Origin of the sequence: Pelomonas cellulosilytica (assembly GCF_021353265.1) — a bacterium.
GTDB lineage: Bacteria > Pseudomonadota > Gammaproteobacteria > Burkholderiales > Burkholderiaceae_C > Pelomonas > Pelomonas cellulosilytica.
Window position 1 is genome coordinate 228,409 of record NZ_JAJTWU010000003.1, and the last position, 18,017, is coordinate 246,425.

At 68.6% G+C, this 18,017-nt stretch carries 17 protein-coding genes, 1 tRNA gene and 1 pseudogene; 5 read left to right on the top strand and 14 right to left on the bottom strand.

Going from position 1 to position 18,017, the window contains the following annotated elements; genetic code table 11:
* Positions 1–85 precede the first annotated feature (85 nt).
* From LXT13_RS08520 to LXT13_RS08535, 4 genes are all read left to right on the top strand, one after another.
* A complete protein-coding gene (locus LXT13_RS08520; RefSeq protein ID WP_233371433.1) occupies positions 86–910 on the top strand; it encodes a spondin domain-containing protein in 825 nt (274 codons plus the stop codon).
* Positions 911–1,227: 317 nt separating this feature from the next.
* On the top strand, positions 1,228–1,839 hold the full coding sequence (locus tag LXT13_RS08525) for an OmpA family protein (protein ID WP_233371435.1): 612 nt from the start codon (positions 1,228–1,230) through the stop codon (positions 1,837–1,839).
* Between the two features lie 160 nt (positions 1,840–1,999).
* The gene (locus LXT13_RS08530) at positions 2,000–2,653 is read left to right on the top strand and encodes a hypothetical protein (RefSeq protein WP_233371436.1); all 654 of its coding nucleotides are present in this window, start codon (positions 2,000–2,002) and stop codon (positions 2,651–2,653) included.
* Between the two features lie 499 nt (positions 2,654–3,152).
* Positions 3,153–3,731, top strand: a complete 579-nt coding sequence (locus tag LXT13_RS08535) for a PEP-CTERM sorting domain-containing protein (protein ID WP_233371437.1) — start codon at positions 3,153–3,155, stop codon at positions 3,729–3,731.
* 152 nt (positions 3,732–3,883) lie between these two features.
* On the opposite strand, the pseudogene ureC (LXT13_RS08540) reads toward LXT13_RS08535, so the two are convergent.
* Positions 3,884–4,282, bottom strand: a pseudogene (ureC, locus tag LXT13_RS08540) (urease subunit alpha); the annotation flags it as partial.
* A gap of 485 nt (positions 4,283–4,767) precedes the next feature.
* Between ureC (LXT13_RS08540) and LXT13_RS08545 the strand changes: the two are divergent.
* On the top strand, positions 4,768–5,868 hold the full coding sequence (locus tag LXT13_RS08545; protein WP_233371438.1) for a hypothetical protein: 1,101 nt from the start codon (positions 4,768–4,770) through the stop codon (positions 5,866–5,868).
* A 227-nt stretch (positions 5,869–6,095) separates the two neighbouring features.
* Here LXT13_RS08545 and ureC (LXT13_RS08550) read toward each other — a convergent pair whose 3' ends face one another.
* The 13 genes from ureC (LXT13_RS08550) to LXT13_RS08610 form a co-directional block, all read right to left on the bottom strand.
* A complete protein-coding gene (gene ureC / locus LXT13_RS08550) occupies positions 6,096–7,814 on the bottom strand; it encodes an urease subunit alpha (RefSeq protein WP_233371439.1) in 1,719 nt (572 codons plus the stop codon).
* Positions 7,811–8,116 (bottom strand): urease subunit beta, encoded by a 306-nt coding sequence (locus LXT13_RS08555; RefSeq protein WP_233371441.1) that lies wholly within the window; start codon positions 8,114–8,116, stop codon positions 7,811–7,813. Before LXT13_RS08555 ends, ureC (LXT13_RS08550) begins: the two co-directional genes overlap by 4 nt.
* Positions 8,116–8,280: a hypothetical protein gene (locus LXT13_RS08560; RefSeq protein ID WP_233371442.1), complete on the bottom strand. Its 165-nt coding sequence runs from the start codon at positions 8,278–8,280 to the stop codon at positions 8,116–8,118. Before LXT13_RS08560 ends, LXT13_RS08555 begins: the two co-directional genes overlap by 1 nt.
* A 114-nt stretch (positions 8,281–8,394) precedes the next feature.
* Positions 8,395–8,697, bottom strand: coding sequence for an urease subunit gamma (gene ureA / locus LXT13_RS08565; RefSeq protein WP_233371444.1), 303 nt, complete (start codon positions 8,695–8,697; stop codon positions 8,395–8,397).
* 70 nt (positions 8,698–8,767) lie between these two features.
* Positions 8,768–9,340, bottom strand: a complete 573-nt coding sequence (locus LXT13_RS08570; protein WP_233371446.1) for a nitroreductase family protein — start codon at positions 9,338–9,340, stop codon at positions 8,768–8,770.
* Positions 9,341–9,342: 2 nt separating this feature from the next.
* Positions 9,343–10,950 carry a phosphonate ABC transporter, permease protein PhnE gene (gene phnE / locus LXT13_RS08575; RefSeq protein ID WP_233371447.1) on the bottom strand — a complete coding sequence of 536 codons (1,608 nt, stop codon included), beginning with the start codon at positions 10,948–10,950 and terminating at the stop codon, positions 9,343–9,345.
* Positions 10,951–11,083: 133 nt separating this feature from the next.
* On the bottom strand, positions 11,084–11,890 hold the full coding sequence (locus LXT13_RS08580; protein ID WP_349254827.1) for a phosphonate ABC transporter ATP-binding protein: 807 nt from the start codon (positions 11,888–11,890) through the stop codon (positions 11,084–11,086).
* The gene (locus LXT13_RS08585; protein ID WP_255719349.1) at positions 11,887–12,762 is read right to left on the bottom strand and encodes a putative selenate ABC transporter substrate-binding protein; all 876 of its coding nucleotides are present in this window, start codon (positions 12,760–12,762) and stop codon (positions 11,887–11,889) included. The genes LXT13_RS08580 and LXT13_RS08585 overlap by 4 nt, the downstream gene beginning before the upstream one ends.
* 222 nt (positions 12,763–12,984) lie before the next feature.
* Positions 12,985–13,080, bottom strand: a tRNA-Sec gene (locus LXT13_RS08590).
* Positions 13,081–13,087: 7 nt separating this feature from the next.
* A complete protein-coding gene (selB, locus tag LXT13_RS08595; protein ID WP_233371448.1) occupies positions 13,088–14,953 on the bottom strand; it encodes a selenocysteine-specific translation elongation factor in 1,866 nt (621 codons plus the stop codon).
* The gene (gene selA / locus LXT13_RS08600) at positions 14,950–16,386 is read right to left on the bottom strand and encodes an L-seryl-tRNA(Sec) selenium transferase (RefSeq protein WP_233371450.1); all 1,437 of its coding nucleotides are present in this window, start codon (positions 16,384–16,386) and stop codon (positions 14,950–14,952) included. Before selA ends, selB begins: the two co-directional genes overlap by 4 nt.
* Complete coding sequence (fdhE, locus tag LXT13_RS08605) at positions 16,386–17,396, bottom strand: formate dehydrogenase accessory protein FdhE (RefSeq protein WP_233371452.1); 1,011 nt, start codon at positions 17,394–17,396, stop codon at positions 16,386–16,388. The genes selA and fdhE overlap by 1 nt, the downstream gene beginning before the upstream one ends.
* Positions 17,393–18,016, bottom strand: a complete 624-nt coding sequence (locus tag LXT13_RS08610; protein ID WP_233371454.1) for a formate dehydrogenase subunit gamma — start codon at positions 18,014–18,016, stop codon at positions 17,393–17,395. The genes fdhE and LXT13_RS08610 overlap by 4 nt, the downstream gene beginning before the upstream one ends.
* Between the last annotated feature and the right edge of the window lies 1 nt (position 18,017).

An 18,017-nucleotide genomic window follows, 5' to 3' on the forward strand; every position in this document is an offset into this window, starting at 1 on the left:
GCTAGGGAGTAATGGCTGCCGCGCGTGGGCGACTGCAGCACGCGGGGGTCTCGCCCCTGCGAACAACCCACAGGAGATCTCCCGAATGAACACCCTCCATCGCACCACTCCCGCCCCCCAGCGTTCCAAGGCTGCGCCCCACCGGCTGGCCGCCCTGGGCGTGACGCTGGCCGCCACGCTTTCGCTGTCTCAACCGGCCGCAGCTCAAGCATCGGCCTACGACATCACGTTCAAGAATCTCACCAGCGATGCTGCCACCACCGGCGCACCGACCGGACAGACGGGCCAGCGGCTGTCGCCCCCCGTCTTCATCACCCATAGCGCCGACTACACGGCCTATACCGTCGGCCAGGCCGCACCTGAGACGATCTGGCGCATTGCCGAAGGTGGCGACCGCAGTGCGCTGCTAAACGAAGTGAACGCGCTGGTTGGCACCAGCGTGCTCAGCGTCGCGGCGCCGCTGTCGGCGCCGCTGCCGCAGCAGGACGCCGTGACGGTGCGCGTGCAAGCCGATGCGGCCCACCACTACCTGTCGTTTGCCAGCATGCTCGGGTGGACCAACGACGGCTTCGTCGGCGTCAGCGGCCTGGACTTGTCCGCTATCCAGGGCAGCGTGACCATCAACCTTTACGGCTACGACGCCGGCTCGGAGAAGAACAACGAGGCCAACGGCTTTCTCGGTGCGCTCGGTCTGGGCAACGCCCGCGACCCCGAGGACGGCGTGATCACCACGCACCTGGGCATCCGCGGCGACGCGAACGCGCCCGCCGCCTGGAACTGGTTGCCTGGCCCTGCCGCCAGCCTGACCATCAGCGCCGTGCCCGAGCCGACCTCCTGGGCCCTGCTGCTGGGCGGGCTGCCGCTGCTGCACCTGCTGCGCCGGCGTGCGCACGCCGCCAACCAGACCTGAGAGCGACTGCTCCGGTGGCCGGCTCTCACCGGCTCTCACCCGGCTGTCGCCTCGAGCCGCAGCCGCAACGGCGCTTGCGGGCGGGTGGTCCCGCCCGCGACGGTGCCATGGCGGGGCGGGCCAAGGACGCTGGAGCGCGCACCTGGCACCGTCGTTGCGCACGCGTGCCGAAGGCTGTTACGCGCCTGGTGCAAAGCGCACAACCGTAAGGCTTTTGTGCAGCACGTTAACGAGGCGGCTTTTGGTCACATCTCGCTACGTCTGACGGAGAGGACTGCCTAGAGTCGGCGCTGTTTCTTCCCCCCAGGAGCCCCCCCATGTCGAGAATCGCCCCCCTGATCGTTGCCAGCAGCGCCGTGTTACTCAGCGCCTGTGCTACCAAGGAGTACGTCAAGGAGACCGTCGCGCCGGTGCAGACCAGCGTGGACGGGCTGGGCAGCCGTGTGCAGGCTCATGACGAGGGCATCAAGTCCCTCAATGGCCGACTGCAGGGCAGCGAAGGGCGCATCCAGGCGTTGGAGCAGGAGGCCGCGGTGCGAGCCCAGGCCGCCAAGAACATGCCGCCGCCGCCCGGGCTGTTGATGAGCACCGTGCTGACCGACGACAAGATCAAGTTCAGCGCAGGCCGCGCCACCCTCACCGAGCAGGGCGGCCAGGAGCTCGATCAGCTCGTCGCCAAGCTCAAGGCCGACAACCAGCCGGTGTTCATCGAGATCCAGGGTCACACGGACTCGACCGGCAGCGACTCGCTGAACCAGCAGCTGGGCCTCAAGCGCGCCGAAGCCGTGCGCATGCACCTGGCCCGCGCCGGCGTGCCGCTGGCGCGCATGGCCACCATCAGCTATGGCGAGACGGCGCCGCTGGCCGACAACAACACCCGAGAAGGCCGCAGCATCAACCGGCGGGTTCAGCTGGTCGTGATGCGCTGACCTGGCGCGGCGCTGCGCGTGCAGAGCCGTGCGCGCGCACGCCGGCCGATTGCGCCTGACGCAGGCGTCGACTAACGTGGCCCTCCTGACCACCGGAGAGGCCATGAACAGCAGCCAGCTTCAGCGAGAGAACCGGGCATTTCTCCTGGGGCACGGCCTCATGTTGTTGATCGTGCTGTTCGGCTTTGCGCGCAGCTTCTACGCACGCCCGTTGTTCACCGCCTCGCCGCTTACCGAGCCGCTCATGCTGCACGGAGCGGTGCTGACGCTGTGGTTCCTGCTGACCACGGTGCAGGCCTGGTTGGCGGTCTCTCAGCGTCGCGCTCCTCACCGTCAACTGGCTTGGCTGGCCATGCCGATCGTCGCAGGCGTCATCGCCAGCGGGGCCTGGGTGAACACGGCACTCGCGCTGCAGCTCACGTCAGCGGAGGACCCCGAAAACATGTTCATCTGGGCCAATTACATGAGCCTGCTGTCGTTCCTCGCGCTGGTGGTGCTTGCGGTCGCCTACCGCCGCCGCCTGGCCACGCACCGGCGCCTGATGCTGTTCGCATCCGTCGCCATCGTCGGGCCGGCCTTTGCGCGCTTCGCCTTCTGGCCCGTCTTCGGAAAGCTGGGCCTGGCCATCGCACCGGCCTTCGCCGTCGTAGGCATGCTGCTGTTGATGGGCGCTGCGATGAGCTACGACCTGTTCACGCTGCGGCGACCGCAAGCCGCAACGTGGGGCGGCCTCGCCGGCGTACTGTTGCCGCTGCTCGTGGGCATCGGTGTGGCCCTGTCGGGCATGGGCTACAACCTGCTGCACCACGCTTAAAAGGAACACCCGCTGCGCGCGAAGCGTCGGGGCCGGCCTGGCGGGCTGACAAGGCGACGCTGGACTTCGGATTGAGTCCCCGACCTCGCCCGGCCCCCGAGCGACACACGGAGAACGAGTCTCCGGCTGCCGAATGGTCGCCACGTCATGGCGGCAACCCGCGTTCAGAAGGCTCCTCACCCCTAGAAACGTATGCCGTGAAGGCGGGACAGCCAAGGCAGCGTGCAATGGATAGCCTGCGCTCGTGGATGTTCTAACTGACGTATCCGGCGCAAGGTGTGCGAATGGAGCAGTCAGGGCTGGCATTCGCCAAGGTCTGACTCAAGTCAATATCAAGGAGCGCATGATGCGAATTTGCAAAGCAGCCAGGACGCTGACCTTCATAGCAAGCGTATTGACTGCACAGGCTCTCGTGCCTGTGACAGCAGTCGCGAACCCGGCGCCTGTTGGGGCGCTCCAACCGCTGCCGCTGCAGGGCGGTGGCACGCTGGGCGGATCCATGACGCTTAACGCCACGGGCACTGGCCTGGCCGGTTGGAGCTTCGAGGTCACGGCCGGTACGAACGGCGGCTTCAATTTCGCCGACTTCGTCTACGACACGACCAATTCCGTGGCGACGCTCAACCCACTGCTCGTGTATGGCGGCAAGCGATTGACGACCCTGGACATCCGCACCACCGACTATCCCGGCACGAGTGGCAGCCACGACATGGCGCTGATCTTTGAAGAAATTCCGTCGGCGATTCCCGGCGCTGGGCTGCTACTCAGCGTGTGCGGCGCCACGCTGAACTGCCTCGATACCGGCAGCGGCATCGCGCTGGAGTCAGGTGAAGCCGTTTCGAACCCCACGCCCGGCAGCCCCTTCGGCGTTGCATTCCGGAACATTACGGGCGGATTTCTGACCGTGTCGGACCCGCCCGGTTCCATCTCGCTCAATTTCACGGCAGAGCCCGTCCTGATCCCGGTCTCGGGAGGCGATGGCACGGTGCCCGAGCCCGCAACGCTGGGATTGGCAGGCCTGGGCTTGGCGCTGGCGCTGTACGTCCCGCGTCGCCACCGGCGCCCGATGTCGTCGTGAATCACGCCCACCGGCGCCCGGCGCTGAGAGCTGGCGGGCAAGGGCTGGCCTAGTGCTGCACCCCTGCTTGCGACCAGTCGCCGGCTGCTGCTGCCGCCTGCGCAACCGTCCCAGCAAGCACCGCCAAAGGCCGCACTCAGAACGCGAATCCTCTACGCCATCGGCAACTCCTTCGCCGGCTTGCAGGTCAGCAGCACGCCGTCCGCCCTCACCTCGTACGTCTGCGCGTCGATCTCCATCGTCGGCAGGTAGTTGTTGTGCACCATGTCGGCCTTCTTGACCGAGCGGCAGCCGTGCACCGCCACCAGGGTCTTGGTCAGGCCAAGCTTCTTGGCGTGCGCCTTGCCGGGCTGGCTGACAAAGGTCAGCCAGCCCTGTGACAGCGCGCCGCCGAAGGCCCCGAACATCGGCCGGTAGTGCACCGGCTGCGGCGTAGGGATGGACGCATTCGCGTCGCCCATCGCAGCGGTAGCGATGAAGCCGCCCTTGAGGATGAGCGACGGCTTCACGCCGAAGAAGGCGAGCTTCCACAAAACGAGGTCGGCCCACTTCTTGAATTTGAGTCCCCGATCTCGCTCGGAATCCGAGCGGTACACGGAGAACAAGTATCCGGATGCCGAATGGCCACCACGGCCTGAAGCAAGGGGTTATCTGGACACCACCTCAAATGCGCCGGAGCGTGACGGCTTGGCACAGCGCGCCGCGCTAGAGGCCTAACTGCAATACCGCATGCACCAGACACTACTGGCTCGCAGGCCATAAGTTGGGGTTAGCACGCTCATCTCAACCTACGGGCTCCATGCGAGTGATCCGAGGGGTAGAGACGGCATCGCTTCAGCCGAAGACGCCCGTCACCTGTGTCGGTGACTCCTGCATGCGGATCACGGCTGAAAGCGTGACGGATTGGCGCCAGACGCCAGATTACCAACCTAACCCCGAGCCTGCGTGCCCCTGACACTACCGGCTCTCAGGCTGGCGAGCTGGCAATAGCCGAAGCCTGAATTCGCAAACATCCCGATACCCGATGCCCCCCAGCTTGAAAATTCCCCTTCTCCCGCTCGCGGCTCTCTTCCTGTTCACCCCTGGCCTCGCGCTCGCGAAGAAGGCCGCCAGTTCAGCACCTGCAGCATCGGCGCCCGTAGCCGCTTCAGCAGCACAGTCGGCGCAACAGGAGTCCAATGTGTTGATGTTGCTGGCCGCGCTGGGGGTCGGCGCACTGGTCTTGTGGTTCGGAAGCAAGATCGTCTGGTTCTTCATCCGGCGCCTTGTTGCCGTGGCCTTGGCGCCATTTAGCGCTCTTATCCCCGCGCCGACCGTCCTGTATTCCAACGCTCCGGCCGAGGCGCCAACCAATTTCGCGAAGCAACTCGCCAACCTGCGCTTCGGTCCTGGCCGGCACCAGTTGTACCTCCACTTCGGCAACGCATCACATCGCACGCGCTTCGACACCAGGCTTGACGAGATGGGGGCGCGGAGCGGCAACAGCTACTTCCTTTCGCCAAAGAAGCTGGCGAAAGTGTTCGCCAAGGCGGTGACCAGTTCGAGCCCCGGCATCATCGGCACGCACATGGCCGTGATTCGTTTTCGCAGAGGCTACCTCGGCCTATTCGGAAAGCTTCGGAGCGAGTACCAACACTGGGCGGGCCTGGATCACGAGATCTACCTCTTCGCAGGCGGCACCGCGGTTGAGCTGGACGAAATTGCCGCGGATGTGAACCGGACGCTGATGCGAATGGCTCAGCAGGGCATCTTCCCCATAAACAATCCGCCGCAGGTGTCGTGGGGCGAGACGGCGACCATCAACAGCCGTGCCGACCTTGTGACGGCAGCTCATAGCGGCTTAGTTCAGGTCATGGACTGGACGAAGGTGACGCGTTCTGCCAAGGCGATCGGCGATTCGGAGATCAGCTCTGCGGTAGCGGCCGGCGTGCTGCCGACGGCAATGACGCTGGACTCTTTGGTGCGGCATGCCCAGATCGAAGTGCCTGGCTTCGATCCGGCGTCCACTGTCTTCGACGAGTACCCGCTTGGCCATGTCAACCCGACCACGGGCCTTCCAATGCTTCCGAACGCCCCTGTCGATGTGCACGGCACCATGTTCATGGTCGAGAACGCGGTGGACCATCACGCTGGCTGACGGGCGATACGGTGCCCAGGAACGCCGGTATTGGAGGTAGCGGGCTTGGCGCTGGCGCTGAACACCCCGCCTCGCCAGCAGCTGACGTAGTCCAGCAACGCGTCTATCGAGGCACGGAGTTATCGCTAACCAGAATGAGCTGGTCCACTGCCCCACTCCGGCTCGCGACCAGCCAGCGTTGACGCTTCCTACGAAGGCGCCTCATCAAGTGCAGCCAGGTGGCGCCGCTAGAACAAGAAATACCTCTGCGCCATCGGCAACTCCTTCGCCGGCTCGCAGGTCAGCAGCACGCCGTCCGCCCTCACCTCGTACGTCTGCGCGTCGATCTCCATCGTCGGCAGGTAGTTGTTGTGCACCATGTCGGCCTTCTTGACCGAGCGGCAGCCGTGCACCGGCACCAGCGTCTTGGTCAGGCCAAGCTTCTCGGCGTGCGCCTTGCCGGACTGGCTGACAAAGGTCAGCGAGCCCTGTGACAGCGCGCCGCCGAAGGCCCCGAACATCGGCCGGTAGTGCACCGGCTGCGGCGTGGGGATGGACGCATTCGCGTCGCCCATCGCAGCGGCAGCGATGAAGCCGCCCTTGAGGATGAGCGACGGCTTCACGCCGAAGAAGGCGGGCTTCCACAAAACGAGGTCGGCCCACTTGCCGACCTCGATGCTGCCGACCTCGTGGCTGATGCCGTGGGCCAGCGCGGGGTTGATGGCGAGCTTGGCGAGGTAGCGCTTCACGCGGGCGTTGTCGTTGCCGGCGCCGTCGCCGGGCAGCGCACCGCGCTGCACCTTCATCTTGTGTGCGGTCTGCCAGCAACGCAGGCTCACTTCACCCACGCGGCCCATGGCCTGCGAGTCGGACGAGAACATGCTGATGGCACCCAGGTCGTGCAGGATGTCTTCAGCAGCGATGGTCTCGCGGCGGATGCGGCTTTCGGCGAAGGCCAGGTCCTCGGCGATGCCGGCGTCCAGGTGGTGGCACACCATCAGCATGTCGAGGTGCTCGTCCAGCGTGTTGACGGTGAACGGCCGCGTAGGGTTGGTAGAACTGGGCAGCACGTTCGCTTCGCCCACCACCTTCATGATGTCCGGCGCATGGCCGCCGCCAGCGCCTTCGGTGTGGAAGCTGTGGATGGTGCGGCCCTTGAAGGCGGCGATCGTGTCCTCCACGAAGCCGCTCTCGTTGAGCGTGTCGGTATGGATGGCGACCTGCGTGTCGGTCAGCTCAGCCACGCTGAGGCAGTTGTCGATGGCCGCCGGCGTCGTGCCCCAGTCCTCATGCAGCTTCAGGCCGATGGCGCCGGCGTCGATCTGCTGCATCAGAGCCGACGGCAAGCTGGCGTTGCCCTTGCCCATGAAGCCGAGGTTCATCGGAAAGGCGTCGGCCGCCTTCAGCATCGTCGCAATGTGGCTCGGGCCGGGCGTGCAGGTGGTGGCCAGCGTGCCGGTAGCGGGGCCGGTTCCGCCGCCGATCATCGTCGTCACGCCGCTCATCAGCGCCTCTTCGATCTGCTGCGGGCAGATGAAGTGGATGTGCGTATCGATGGCGCCGGGCGTCACGATGAAGCCCTCGCCCGCGATGATTTCGGTGCCGGGGCCGATGACGATGTTCACGCCCGGTTGCACGTCGGGGTTGCCGGCCTTGCCGATGGCGGCGATGCGGCAGCCGCGCAGGCCGATGTCGGCCTTGACGATGCCCCAGTGGTCGACGATGACGGCGTTGGTGATGACGGTGTCTACCGCGTCAGCGGCGCCCGGGCCATTCGGGCGCTGGGACTGGCCCATGCCATCGCGTACGGTCTTGCCGCCACCGAATTTCACCTCCTCGCCGTAGCCGCCCGCGGCCAGCGTGAAGTCTTTTTCGATCTCGATGACGAGGGCTGTATCTGCCAGGCGCAGCTTGTCGCCGACGGTGGGGCCGAGCATCTCGGCATAGGCGCGACGGGAAATTTTCATAGCTTGCCTTGCACGAGGCCGCGGAAGCCGTAGACCTGGCGGTCACCGGCCAAATCGACCAGCTCGACGGTGCGCGTCTGCCCGGGCTCGAAGCGCACGGCCGTACCGCTGCAGATGTTCAGGCGCATGCCGCGGGCAGCGTCACGGTCGAAGCTCAGCGCCGCGTTCGTCTCGGCGAAGTGGTAGTGCGAGCCCACCTGGATGGGCCGCGTGCCGGCGTTGGCGACCTTGAGGGTCAGCGTTCGACGGCCGGGGTTGAGCTCGTGCTCGCCCTCAGCCGTGATGAGTTCACCCGGGATCATCACTTGCGGCCCTTGCTGAACCACCAGACGGCCACACCGGCAATGGCCGCCAGCGCCGACAGACCGGCACCGTCCCAGCCGTGCAGGTGCGCCGCCGGGGCGCCGTGGCCGTCGTGGGCGAACGCCGGAGCGGCGACTAGGGCAAGGAGGAGAACGCTTCGCATACGGGGACCTCGTGGCGTGGTGGGGTTCGACTGAGCGGCTGCCATGCAACCGGCTTCGCCGGGCCGTCGACAGCGCCCCCCTTGAGGGGGCCGGCGCAGTCGGGACGGGCTGATCTAGACAATCGGTTGGTGGACGGTGACGAGCTTGGTGCCATCGGGGAAGGTGGCTTCAACCTGGATCTCCGGGATCATCTCGGCGATGCCGTCCATGACGTCGTCGCGCGTAAGCACCATGCGGCCGTCGCTCATCAGCTCGGCGACGGTCTTGCCGTCGCGCGCGCCTTCGAGGATGGCGGCGCTGATGAGGGCGACGGCCTCGGGGTAGTTGAGCTTCAGGCCCCGCGCCTTGCGGCGTTCGGCCAACAAGGCTGCCGTGAAGAGCAGCAGCTTGTCCTTCTCACGTGGTGTCAGTTCCATGTCGCTGTGCTCGATTATTTTCAGTGGGCCCGGGCGGCTTCAAGGCGCGGCCAAGCGGCGTGCAATAGGGTCAAGGCTTGCAAGGCGAATGCCAATCTTCCATCACCTCGGCCACCGCCGGCTTGCGGGCTGGCCCTGAGGGGCGCTTGGCCGGCGTGCCCAGCGCTATCCAGCCCAGCAGCGTTTCGCCAGGCCCGCAGAACGCCGCGGCGATCACCGGGTTGCGCACCTTGGCGCCGCTCAGCATCTTGCCGCCGAAGCCCAGCGCATGCGCGGCCGTCATGAACTGCGCGATGGCCCCACCGACGGCCGCCCACTGTTCATGGGCCGGCACCTGTGGGTGGCCCAGGTCGATGCGAGCGACGACGGCCACCGTCACGGGTGGCTTCAGTGCACGCTCGGCGTCCAGCGCGGCGCCCTCCTCGCCCTTGCCGGCCGCGCGCGCGGCACTGGCGAACAGCTCTGCCATTTGCGCCTTGGCATCGCCACGCACCACCTTGAAGCGATAAGGCACCAATTCGGCGTGGTCCGGCGCACGCAGCGCGGCCTGCGCCATCAGCGCGAGTTGCGCATCGTCGGGCCCGGGCTCGGCGAGGTATTTGGGGCCGACGGAGTAGCGCGTCAGCAAGGCATCGATCGTCATCGTCATTGCGTGAGGTGGCGCCGCAAGCGCCAAGACAGTGCATCCACCAGCGCCACCAGCGCCACCATGGCGATCAGCACCGTGCAGGCCTCGTGCATCTGGAACAGGCCCAGGTGGTAGCTCAGCATCTGGCCCAGTCCACCGGCGCCGACGACGCCCATGATGCTCGCCGCGCGAATGTTGTTCTCCCAGCGGTAGAGCGTATAGCTGGCCAGCTGCGGCAGCGTCTGCGGCAGGGTGGCGAAGAGCCACACACGGGCCGCGCGGAGGCCGCGCTGGCGCAGCGCCAGGGCCGCGTCGGACGGTGCGTTTTCGAAGGCCTCAGCGAACAGCCGGCCCAGCACGCCGCTGGTGTGCAGCGCCAGCGCCAGCGTGCCGGGCAGCGGTCCCAGGCCGGCGAGGATCAGCAGCTGCACGGCCCACACGAGCTCCGGCACGCTGCGCAGCACGTTGAGCACGAAGCGCGCGGCTTCACGGGCCACGCCGGTGCCCGCCGCTGGCAAGGCCAGCAGCAGGCCGCCCAGGACGGCCAGCGCCGTGCCCAGCGCCGACATCGCCAGCGTCTCCAACAGCGCCCAGCCGGTCTTGGCCAGGAAGGGCGGCGCCATCTCGGGCGGGAAGAAGCTGGCGACGAAGCGGCCCATGCCGCCTAGAGCATCGGGGCCGAGGAAGGCAGCCCATTGCAAGTCCAGCGAGACGAAGCTGCACGCCACCAATGCGAGCAGGCCGAGCCCGACCGCGACGCTGCTGAAGCGCGGCCATGAGGCCGGTGAGGCCGCGCCGGCCTGCGCGGGCGCGACGTCCAGCTGGTTACGCAGCCAGCGGCTGAACGCGTCGCTGGCCATCACGAGCGCGATGAACACCAGCAGGATGGAACTCACCTCGGAGCCCGAGAACATCTTGGACGCACTGTCCAGCAGCTGCCCCAGCCCGCCGGCGCCGACGAAGCCCAGCACGACAGACGAGCGCACCGCGCACTCCCAGCGGTAGACCGTGTAGCTCAACAGCTCGGGCAGGCAGCTGGGCAGCGCGCCGAACAGCAGGGCCTGCAGCCGACTGCTGCCGCCGCGCAGCAGGGCTTGCGTGGGCGCGGGGTCGGCGCTTTCGAGAATCTCGGCGTAGACCTTGCCGAGCATGCCGCCGTAGGCTATGGCGATGGCCAGCACGCCGGACGTCGGCCCGAGGCCCACGACGCGCACGAACACCAGCGCCCAGACCAGCTCGGGGATGGACCGCAGACCCACCAGCACGGCGCGTACCGCGCGGCGCAGCCAGCGCGCCGGGCCCGGCCGGCCTTCCAGCGTGCTGGCCGACAGACGCGACGTGGCCACCAGCGCCGCCGGCACCGCGATGACCAGCGCCAGTGCCATACCGGCCGTGGCAATGGCCACCGTGCGCCAGGTCTCGTGCGCAAGCTCGGCCAGGAAGCCGGCGTCCATGCGCGGCGGGAAGAATTGCGCAAGGTAGCGACCCGTCACCTGCAGCGCACGCTCGTCGAACAGCGTCCACGGCTTGAACTCGGCCAGCACGAGCATCGGCCAAGCCAGCACGAGGGCGACCAGCAAGGCTAGTGTGCGCCGTGCACGCGCCGGATCTTGCATTGCGTTCATGCCTGGCACCGCACGAACAGTGGAGCGCGAGGCGCAGCGCGGACCATCGAGCGGCTGCCGGGGATCCGGCTTTGCCTGCCCACCAGCAGCGCCCCTTCGAGGGGGCCGGCGAAGCCGGTCGGGGGTGGACTCATCACCTGCACATGGCCTGGGGCAGAGGGACGGGCTGCGGCAGCGGCGCCACCTCGGGTGGCGCATCGTGCTGGCTGCGGTAGAGCTCGTCCAGCAGGTCGCCGTCGATGCCGGTCGGCGCGCCGTCGTAGACGACGCGCCCCGCCCGCAGCGCGATGACGCGGGGGAAATGCTTCAGCGCCAGGTCCACCTGATGCAGGCTGCAGACCAAGGCCGCACCCCGTTCCTGCGCGTTGCGCTGCAGTGCCGCAAGCGCCCGTTCGGCGCGCGTCGGGTCCAGCGCGGCCAGCGGCTCGTCGGCCAACCACAGCCGCGCCTCGGACACCAGCAGCCGCGCCAGGCCCACGCGCTGGCGTTCTCCGCCAGACAGGCGGTCCACGCGCAGCCACAGCTTGTCGGGCAGGTCCAGCTGCTCCAACGCGGCCTGGGCCAGCGGCGCATCGGGCGGGCTCCACAGAGTGCGCAGGCTGCGGGCCAGCGACATGCCCGGCAGCCGCGCCGCCAGCACCGCGACGGCCACGCGCTGGCGCGGCGGCAGCGGCGGTTGCTGCGGCGCCAGTGCCAGCGTGGCGCGCAGCCGCTGGCGCTCGCGGCGCTGCAGCGCCCACGGATCGCGTCCGTCGAGCTGGAGGCGGCCGGCCAGCGGCGCCTGCATCAATGCCAGCGCACTGAGCAACGTTGTCTTGCCGGCGCCCGACGCACCAATCAAGGCGACTTGCTCACCCGCGGCGAGCGCAAGGCCCACGCCGCGCAGCACGGGCATCGTTCCACCCAGCGCCGCGGCATCGATGCCGTCGAGTGCGATCACTTCAGCAGGCCAGCGTTCTCGGCAGCGGCCTTGATGCCGGTGTAGTTCTCGGGCTTGGTCGGGATGAATTTCGTCGCGCGCTGCAGGCCCAGGATCTCCTTGCCTTGCGGCGTGTTCGGGTCCAGCGCCAGGAAGGCGGCCTTGATCTTGTCCTGCAGCGCCTGCGGCATGTCGGCATGGACGGACCAGTTGTAGTCGAAGTAGGCAGGCGTCGTATAGAAGACCTTGACCTGGTTCGTATCCACCTTCTTGTCGGCGACGAACTTCTCCCAGACCGAGATGTTCAGCGCGCCGGCGTCGACCTTGCCGCTGGCCACGGCGGCGATGGTCGCGTCATGCGCGCCGCTGAAGGCCACGCGCTTGAGGTCCACGTCGGGGTTGATCTTGGCAGCCAGCAGGTAGCTACGCGGCATCAGGTGGCCCGAGGTGCTGCTCTGCGAGCCGAAGGACAGCGTCTTGCCCTTGAGGTCTTCGAGCTTGTGGATGCCGCTCTTGGCGTCGGTGATGAAGACGGAGCGGAACTTCTCATCCTCCTCGCGCTGCACCAGCGGCACGATCTTGCCGTTGCTGCGCACGCTGGCCTGCACGAACGTGAAGCCGCCGAACCAGGCCAGGTCGATCTTCTTGTTGACGACGGTCTCCACCGCAGCGGCGTAGTCCGTCACCGGCGTCCACTCGACCTTCATGCCGAGCTTGCTTTCCAGGTACTGGCCCAGCGGCGCGAACTTGCGCGCCAGCTCGGTCGGCGACTCGTCGGGTATCGCGGTCACGCGCAGCACCTGCTGCTGCGCGTGCGCTGCGGCACCGGCGAACGCCAGCATGGCCAACAGGCCGCGCGCCACACGGGCGACGAAACGGGGGAAGGGAGTCATCGTGGGTCTCCAGTTGAAGGGCGAGGTGGTGTTGCAGCGCGTGCCAGGCGCTGCATGTGCCTGACGGGTTGGGCATTCAGTCGACGCCAAGAACGGCCGGCCACAAGCGTGGGATCGCCGTCGCGAGCGGGCTCAGGTCGGTTCGAGCACCGCAGCCGTACTCTGATACGGCGAGGAGCACTGGGCCGAGATGAGCCCGTGCAGCAGGCGAGCCCATGCCAGTGGCGGAGGGGCGTGGGAGTCGAACCCACCCGGCAATGCGTGGCATCACCCACCGGGTTTGAAGCCCGGCCGACACACCGGTGTCGTTGCCCCTCCAGGGTGTTCATGCGGCCGGCCCCGCGAAGAGCGCACTGTCGGTGCGCAGCCGGTGTTCGTCGCCGACGCGGCGCAACAGGCCGACGCGGTCGAAGTGTTCCAGATGTTGGATAGCGCGCTTGCGGCCCAGACCCGTGGCGTCGCGGAACGCAGCCGCCGTCACATTGCCGTGCTCGACGTGGATGGCGCGCGCGAGGCCAGCCAGCCGCGTCATCGTCGCAGTGTCGCAGTACAGGTCCTTCACGACCTGGTGCAGCTCGCCCTGGCGCGCGAGACGGGCCAGCGTGGCGCGCATCAGCGGCTCGGGCTCGCCGCAGTCCTTGGCGAGGTCGCGTGCCCAGGCGCCCTCGGCGCCGGCCTCGGCCAGGCGCGGCGCCACCTTCTGCGCAATGCGTTGCTCCACGGCGGACAGCTGCACGCCGTGCTCCGGCAGGTGCACGAAGGCGCCGCGCACGGCGACGCGGCCGGTGGCGCGCAGATCGCCCAGCACGTCGCGCCACAGCGGCTCGGCCATGCGGGGCGCGACAAGGCGGCGCAGCCGGGCTGCATCGGGCCCGAGTTCGTCCGGCGACCTGGCGTGGAACTCGGCCAGCGCGGCCAGCAGCCGTTCGGCCAGCGCAGCGCTGGCGGCCTCGCCCAGCGCCCAGCCCTGCAGCGGCTCGGTCAGCCCCTCGGCCTGCGCGAAGCGAGCCAGATCCAGCCCCAGCCGGCACAGGCCCAGCAGGCGCTCGCGGCGGCGCGCGGCAGTAGGCAGCTCGCAGGCGGCCAGCTCGTCCAGGCGTTCCGGCGTGCGGCGGTAGCGCGCCGGCGCGAACGGGTCCAGCACAAGGCCGCCGGCCAGCGTGCGCGTGGCGCCGGCATCGCGCAGCACGAGACGGTCACCGCGCCAGGCGCCCACGGGAGCGTGGCAGACCAGCTGGACGCGGCCCGAATCGCCGGGCTCGATCTGCTCGCCATCCAGCACCGCCACGCTGGCCGTGGTGCTCTGGGCGCCGAGGTGCAGGTGCACCCGCGTGCCCGAGCGCAGCGGCTTGGCCTCGCCCGCCCACAGGCGCAGGCGGGCGTCGAATCGGTCCGTGGCCAGCGCCACATGAGGCGCCGTCAGCCAGGCGCCGCGGGCTACCTCGTCCTTGGCAATACCCGCCAGCGCGACGGCACTGCGTTGACCGGCATGAGCACGCTCAACGACGCGGTTCTGCGCGTGCAGACTGCGCACACGGGCGGGGCGCCCTGACAACACCAGCTCGTCGCCCACAGCGATCTCGCCGGCATGAAGAGTGCCGGTGACGACGGTACCGACACCGTCGAGCGTGAAGGCGCGGTCCACCGCAAGCCGCGGCGCGAGGCCGTGGACATGGCGCGAAGGCAAATGACGCGCGGCGTCGAACAGCAGCTCACGCAGCTCATCGACCCCATGCCCGGCATGCGCCGAAACGACGAGGATGGGCGAGGCGTCCAGCCCCGTGCCGGCGAGCAACGCGCGCACCTCAGCCGTCAGCGCCTCGATGCGGCCGGGCTCGGCGCGGTCGGCCTTAGTGATGGCAACGGCGCCGTGCGTGACACCCAGCAGGCTCAGCACGGCCAGGTGCTCGCGGGTCTGCGGCATGACGCCATCGTCGGCTGCGACGAGCAGCAGCGCGAAGTCGATGCCGCTGGCGCCGGCCAGCATCGTGTGGACGAGCTTCTCGTGGCCGGGCACGTCGATGAATCCCAGGCGCTCGCCATGACCCGGCACGTCCAGGTAGGCATAGCCCAGCTCGATGCTGATTCCACGCGCCTTTTCCTCGGGCAGGCGGTCGGTGTCGATGCCGGTCAGCGCACGCACGAGCGTGGTCTTGCCGTGATCGATGTGACCGGCGGTGCCGACGATCATGCGAGTGCGTCCTTCAAGGCCGGCAGTTGCGCGGTCAGCAGCGCCGGCTCTTCCAGGCATCGCAGATCCAGCAGAAGGCGTTGCTCGTTCAGCCGTCCGATGACGGGCCGCGGCAGCCCGCGCAGCGCGATGGCCAGCGCCTCCAGCGTGCGGCCTTTGCCATCCACGGGGTTGATGGCCAGGCCTGCGGACGGCAGGCGCTCGACCGGCAGCGAGCCGGAGCCGATCTGGCTCTGCAACACGACCGTCTCGACCGTGAAGCGCGGCGCCAAGGCGGCGGCCATGTCGGGCAGCAGTCGCTGGGCCAGCGCGGCGATTTGCGCCTGCGACCGCGTCAGCAGCCGCAGCGTGGGCAGGTCCTGAACGAGCCGCTCGGGCCGCAGATACAGCCGCAGCGTGGCCTCCAGCGCGGCGAACGGCAGCTTGGACAGCCGCAGCGCGCGCTTCATCGGGAACTTGCGGATGCGGCCCACGGCCTCGCGGCTGCCGACGATGAGACCAGCCTGCGGGCCGCCCAGCAGCTTGTCGCCGCTGAACGTGACGACGTCGCAGCCGGCGGCCAGCATCTGCTGCGGCATCGGCTCGGCCGGCAGGCCCAGCGCGGCCATGTCCACCAGCGCACCGCTGCCGAGGTCGGTCATCAGCGGCACGCCGGCACGGCGTGCGATGGGTGCCAGCGTCGCCTCGTCCACCGACGACGTGAAGCCCTGCACCTGGTAGTTGCTGGTGTGGACCTTGACGATGAGGCCGGTGCGCGGCGTGAGGGCCTGCTCATAGTCACGCGGGTGCGTGCGGTTGGTCGTGCCCACCTCCACGAGCGTGGCGCCGGCCGCGCTCATCACGTCCGGCATGCGGAAGGCGCCGCCGATCTCCACCAGCTCGCCGCGCGACACGATGGCTTCCCGCCCACGCGCCAGCGCCGCGATGCCCAGCAGCACGGCGGCGGCGTTGTTGTTAACGACGGTCGCCGCCTCGGCGCCGGTCAGCTCGCACAGCAGGTCTTCGATGAGGTCGTCACGGTCGCCGCGGCCTCCGGTGTCGAGGTCGAACTCGAGGTTGTTGGGTGAGCCGGTCAGCGCCAGCACCTGCTGCAACGCCGCGTCGGCCAGCAGCGAGCGGCCGAGGTTGGTGTGGATGACGGTGCCCGTCAGGTTGAGCACCGCGCGCATGGCCGGCTGCATGCGCGCCTGCACGCGGGTCGCCAGCGTTCGCGCCAGACCACTCAGCTCGGCACGAAGCAGCTCGCCGGCCACGGCGCGGCTGCGCAGCGCGTCCAGCAGCGCCCTCGCCTCGCGCGCGACCAGCGTATGACCGTGCTCGATCACCAGCGGCGCGCAATCGCGCAGCAGCTTGTCGAGCGCTGGCAGTTCCTTGGGGGCCGCTTTGTCGGGGGCCTTGGAACCGTGGACCACGGATTCGTCGGGCGCCGTCATCAGTGGGCCTGTCCGGGCGGTGGCGACTCGTCAGGGTCGCCGAACAGCAGCAGCAGGTTGACGCCGTGGCGTTGCAGGCCACCGCCTTCCTCAGGGTCACTGACGAGCAGGTCAAGCGTCACGGTGGCGAGGTCGTCGGCGACCGGCTCTGCGCCGTTGTCGCGCGCAGGGTGCAGCAGCTTGAGGTAGTGGCCGCATTCGCTGCAGCACTCGGCCTGCACAACGGCGTCGGTCGTCGTGCCCGCGCCGTCGTTGGCCGCGACCAGGCTTTGCAGCGAGATGCCCTTAGTGCCTTGGCAGTGCGTGCACTTCACGCGCACGTAGTGCCACTGCGTAGCGCACAGGCCGCAGGCGAGGTAGCGCGCGCCGTCGGCGCCCAGCCGCTCGATGGACGCCACCGGCCGCGAGCCGCAGCAGGGGCACAACGTCGCGTCGTCGATGCGGCCGAACGGCGCGACGGGGCCGTCGGCATGAGCGGCAGCCGTCTGCCGCACGAGCCGCACGAAATGCAGCTGCAGGCCGGCTGCGATGAGTGGCGCGGTGGCGAGGTCCAGCCCGAACATGGCACCGGACAGCAGGCGGCCGGCCTGGGTGTCCAGGTGGTCGTCGCTGGCGGCGGCGAGTTGCAGCGCCGCCGACCTGGCCGGGCCGTCGGCGAGGTGACGGGCCAGATCAGCCAGCAGCGTGCGCAGCGACTCGCGCCACACCGCACCGCGCGGCCAGCGGTCGGCCGGCAGCAACGGCAGCCCATCGCGGGCGGCGGCTTCGATCTGTTCCGCAGTGGGCAGCGGCACGGGGACGCCGGCGACCAGCGCGCTGTGCTGGGCGTCGGCCAGCTCGGCGATGAAGCGCAGGAAGTCGCCCATTGCATGGCCCTCGGCCAGCGTGCGCAGGCGCAGCGCGCGCTCGGCGAACACGCCCGGTTCAGACAGGTGCAGGAAGCTGACCTGCTCGCCCGCGCGAACAGCGATCTCTTCGGGACTGAGGATCTTCTGGGGGCTGGCGGTCATTGCTTACCGGTCATCTCGCGGTGCCACAGTGCGTGATTCTGACGCGCCCAGCCTTCGGTGACCGTGCCGCGCGTCATCGCGCGGATGGTGCCCTTGACCCAGATCGCGGCGTAAATGTGGATGATGACGCTGAAAATCAACGCCGTGGCCGAGGCCGCGTGCAGCAGCACGGCGATGCGCCGCAGCAGGATGGGGAAGGCATTGGCGAACCAGGGCTGCCAGAACATGAAGCCCGTCACCACCAGCACCAGCAGGCTCAGCGCCATGACCCAGAAGATGCCCTTCTGGCCAGCGTTGTAGCGGCCCACCGGCGGCATGCTCGCCTTGTCGCCGCGCAGCATGTCGGCGCTGTGCGCGACCCACTCGCGGTCGGCCTCGTTGAGCACGTTGTGACGCCACAGCCGCACGAACATGCCGATGAAGCTGGCCGCCATCAGCACGCCCATGAAGGGGTGCAGGATGCGGGCCCAGGTGCCGCCGCCGAACAACCCGCTCAGGAAGAACAAGCTGGGGTGGAAGAAGGCCAGGCCCGAAAGCCCGGCCCCCAGGAAGAAGAGCACGATCAACCAGTGGTTGGTGCGCTCGCTCGCGCTGTAGCGCAGCAGAAAGCGGGTGGCCATG

Coding starts and splice junctions, on each gene's coding strand:
- LXT13_RS08520 (WP_233371433.1), top strand. CDS start 86: ATGAACACCCTCCATCGCACCACTCCCGCCCCCCAGCGTTCCAAGGCT.
- LXT13_RS08525 (WP_233371435.1), top strand. CDS start 1,228: ATGTCGAGAATCGCCCCCCTGATCGTTGCCAGCAGCGCCGTGTTACTC.
- LXT13_RS08530 (WP_233371436.1), top strand. CDS start 2,000: ATGTTGTTGATCGTGCTGTTCGGCTTTGCGCGCAGCTTCTACGCACGC.
- LXT13_RS08535 (WP_233371437.1), top strand. CDS start 3,153: ATGACGCTTAACGCCACGGGCACTGGCCTGGCCGGTTGGAGCTTCGAG.
- ureC (WP_233371439.1), bottom strand. CDS start 7,814: ATGAAAATTTCCCGTCGCGCCTATGCCGAGATGCTCGGCCCCACCGTC.
- LXT13_RS08555 (WP_233371441.1), bottom strand. CDS start 8,116: ATGATCCCGGGTGAACTCATCACGGCTGAGGGCGAGCACGAGCTCAAC.
- LXT13_RS08560 (WP_233371442.1), bottom strand. CDS start 8,280: ATGCGAAGCGTTCTCCTCCTTGCCCTAGTCGCCGCTCCGGCGTTCGCC.
- ureA (WP_233371444.1), bottom strand. CDS start 8,697: ATGGAACTGACACCACGTGAGAAGGACAAGCTGCTGCTCTTCACGGCA.
- LXT13_RS08570 (WP_233371446.1), bottom strand. CDS start 9,340: ATGACGATCGATGCCTTGCTGACGCGCTACTCCGTCGGCCCCAAATAC.
- phnE (WP_233371447.1), bottom strand. CDS start 10,950: ATGAACGCAATGCAAGATCCGGCGCGTGCACGGCGCACACTAGCCTTG.
- LXT13_RS08585 (WP_255719349.1), bottom strand. CDS start 12,762: ATGACTCCCTTCCCCCGTTTCGTCGCCCGTGTGGCGCGCGGCCTGTTG.
- selB (WP_233371448.1), bottom strand. CDS start 14,953: ATGATCGTCGGCACCGCCGGTCACATCGATCACGGCAAGACCACGCTC.
- selA (WP_233371450.1), bottom strand. CDS start 16,386: ATGACGGCGCCCGACGAATCCGTGGTCCACGGTTCCAAGGCCCCCGAC.
- fdhE (WP_233371452.1), bottom strand. CDS start 17,396: ATGACCGCCAGCCCCCAGAAGATCCTCAGTCCCGAAGAGATCGCTGTT.
- LXT13_RS08610 (WP_233371454.1), bottom strand. CDS start 18,016: ATGGCCACCCGCTTTCTGCTGCGCTACAGCGCGAGCGAGCGCACCAAC.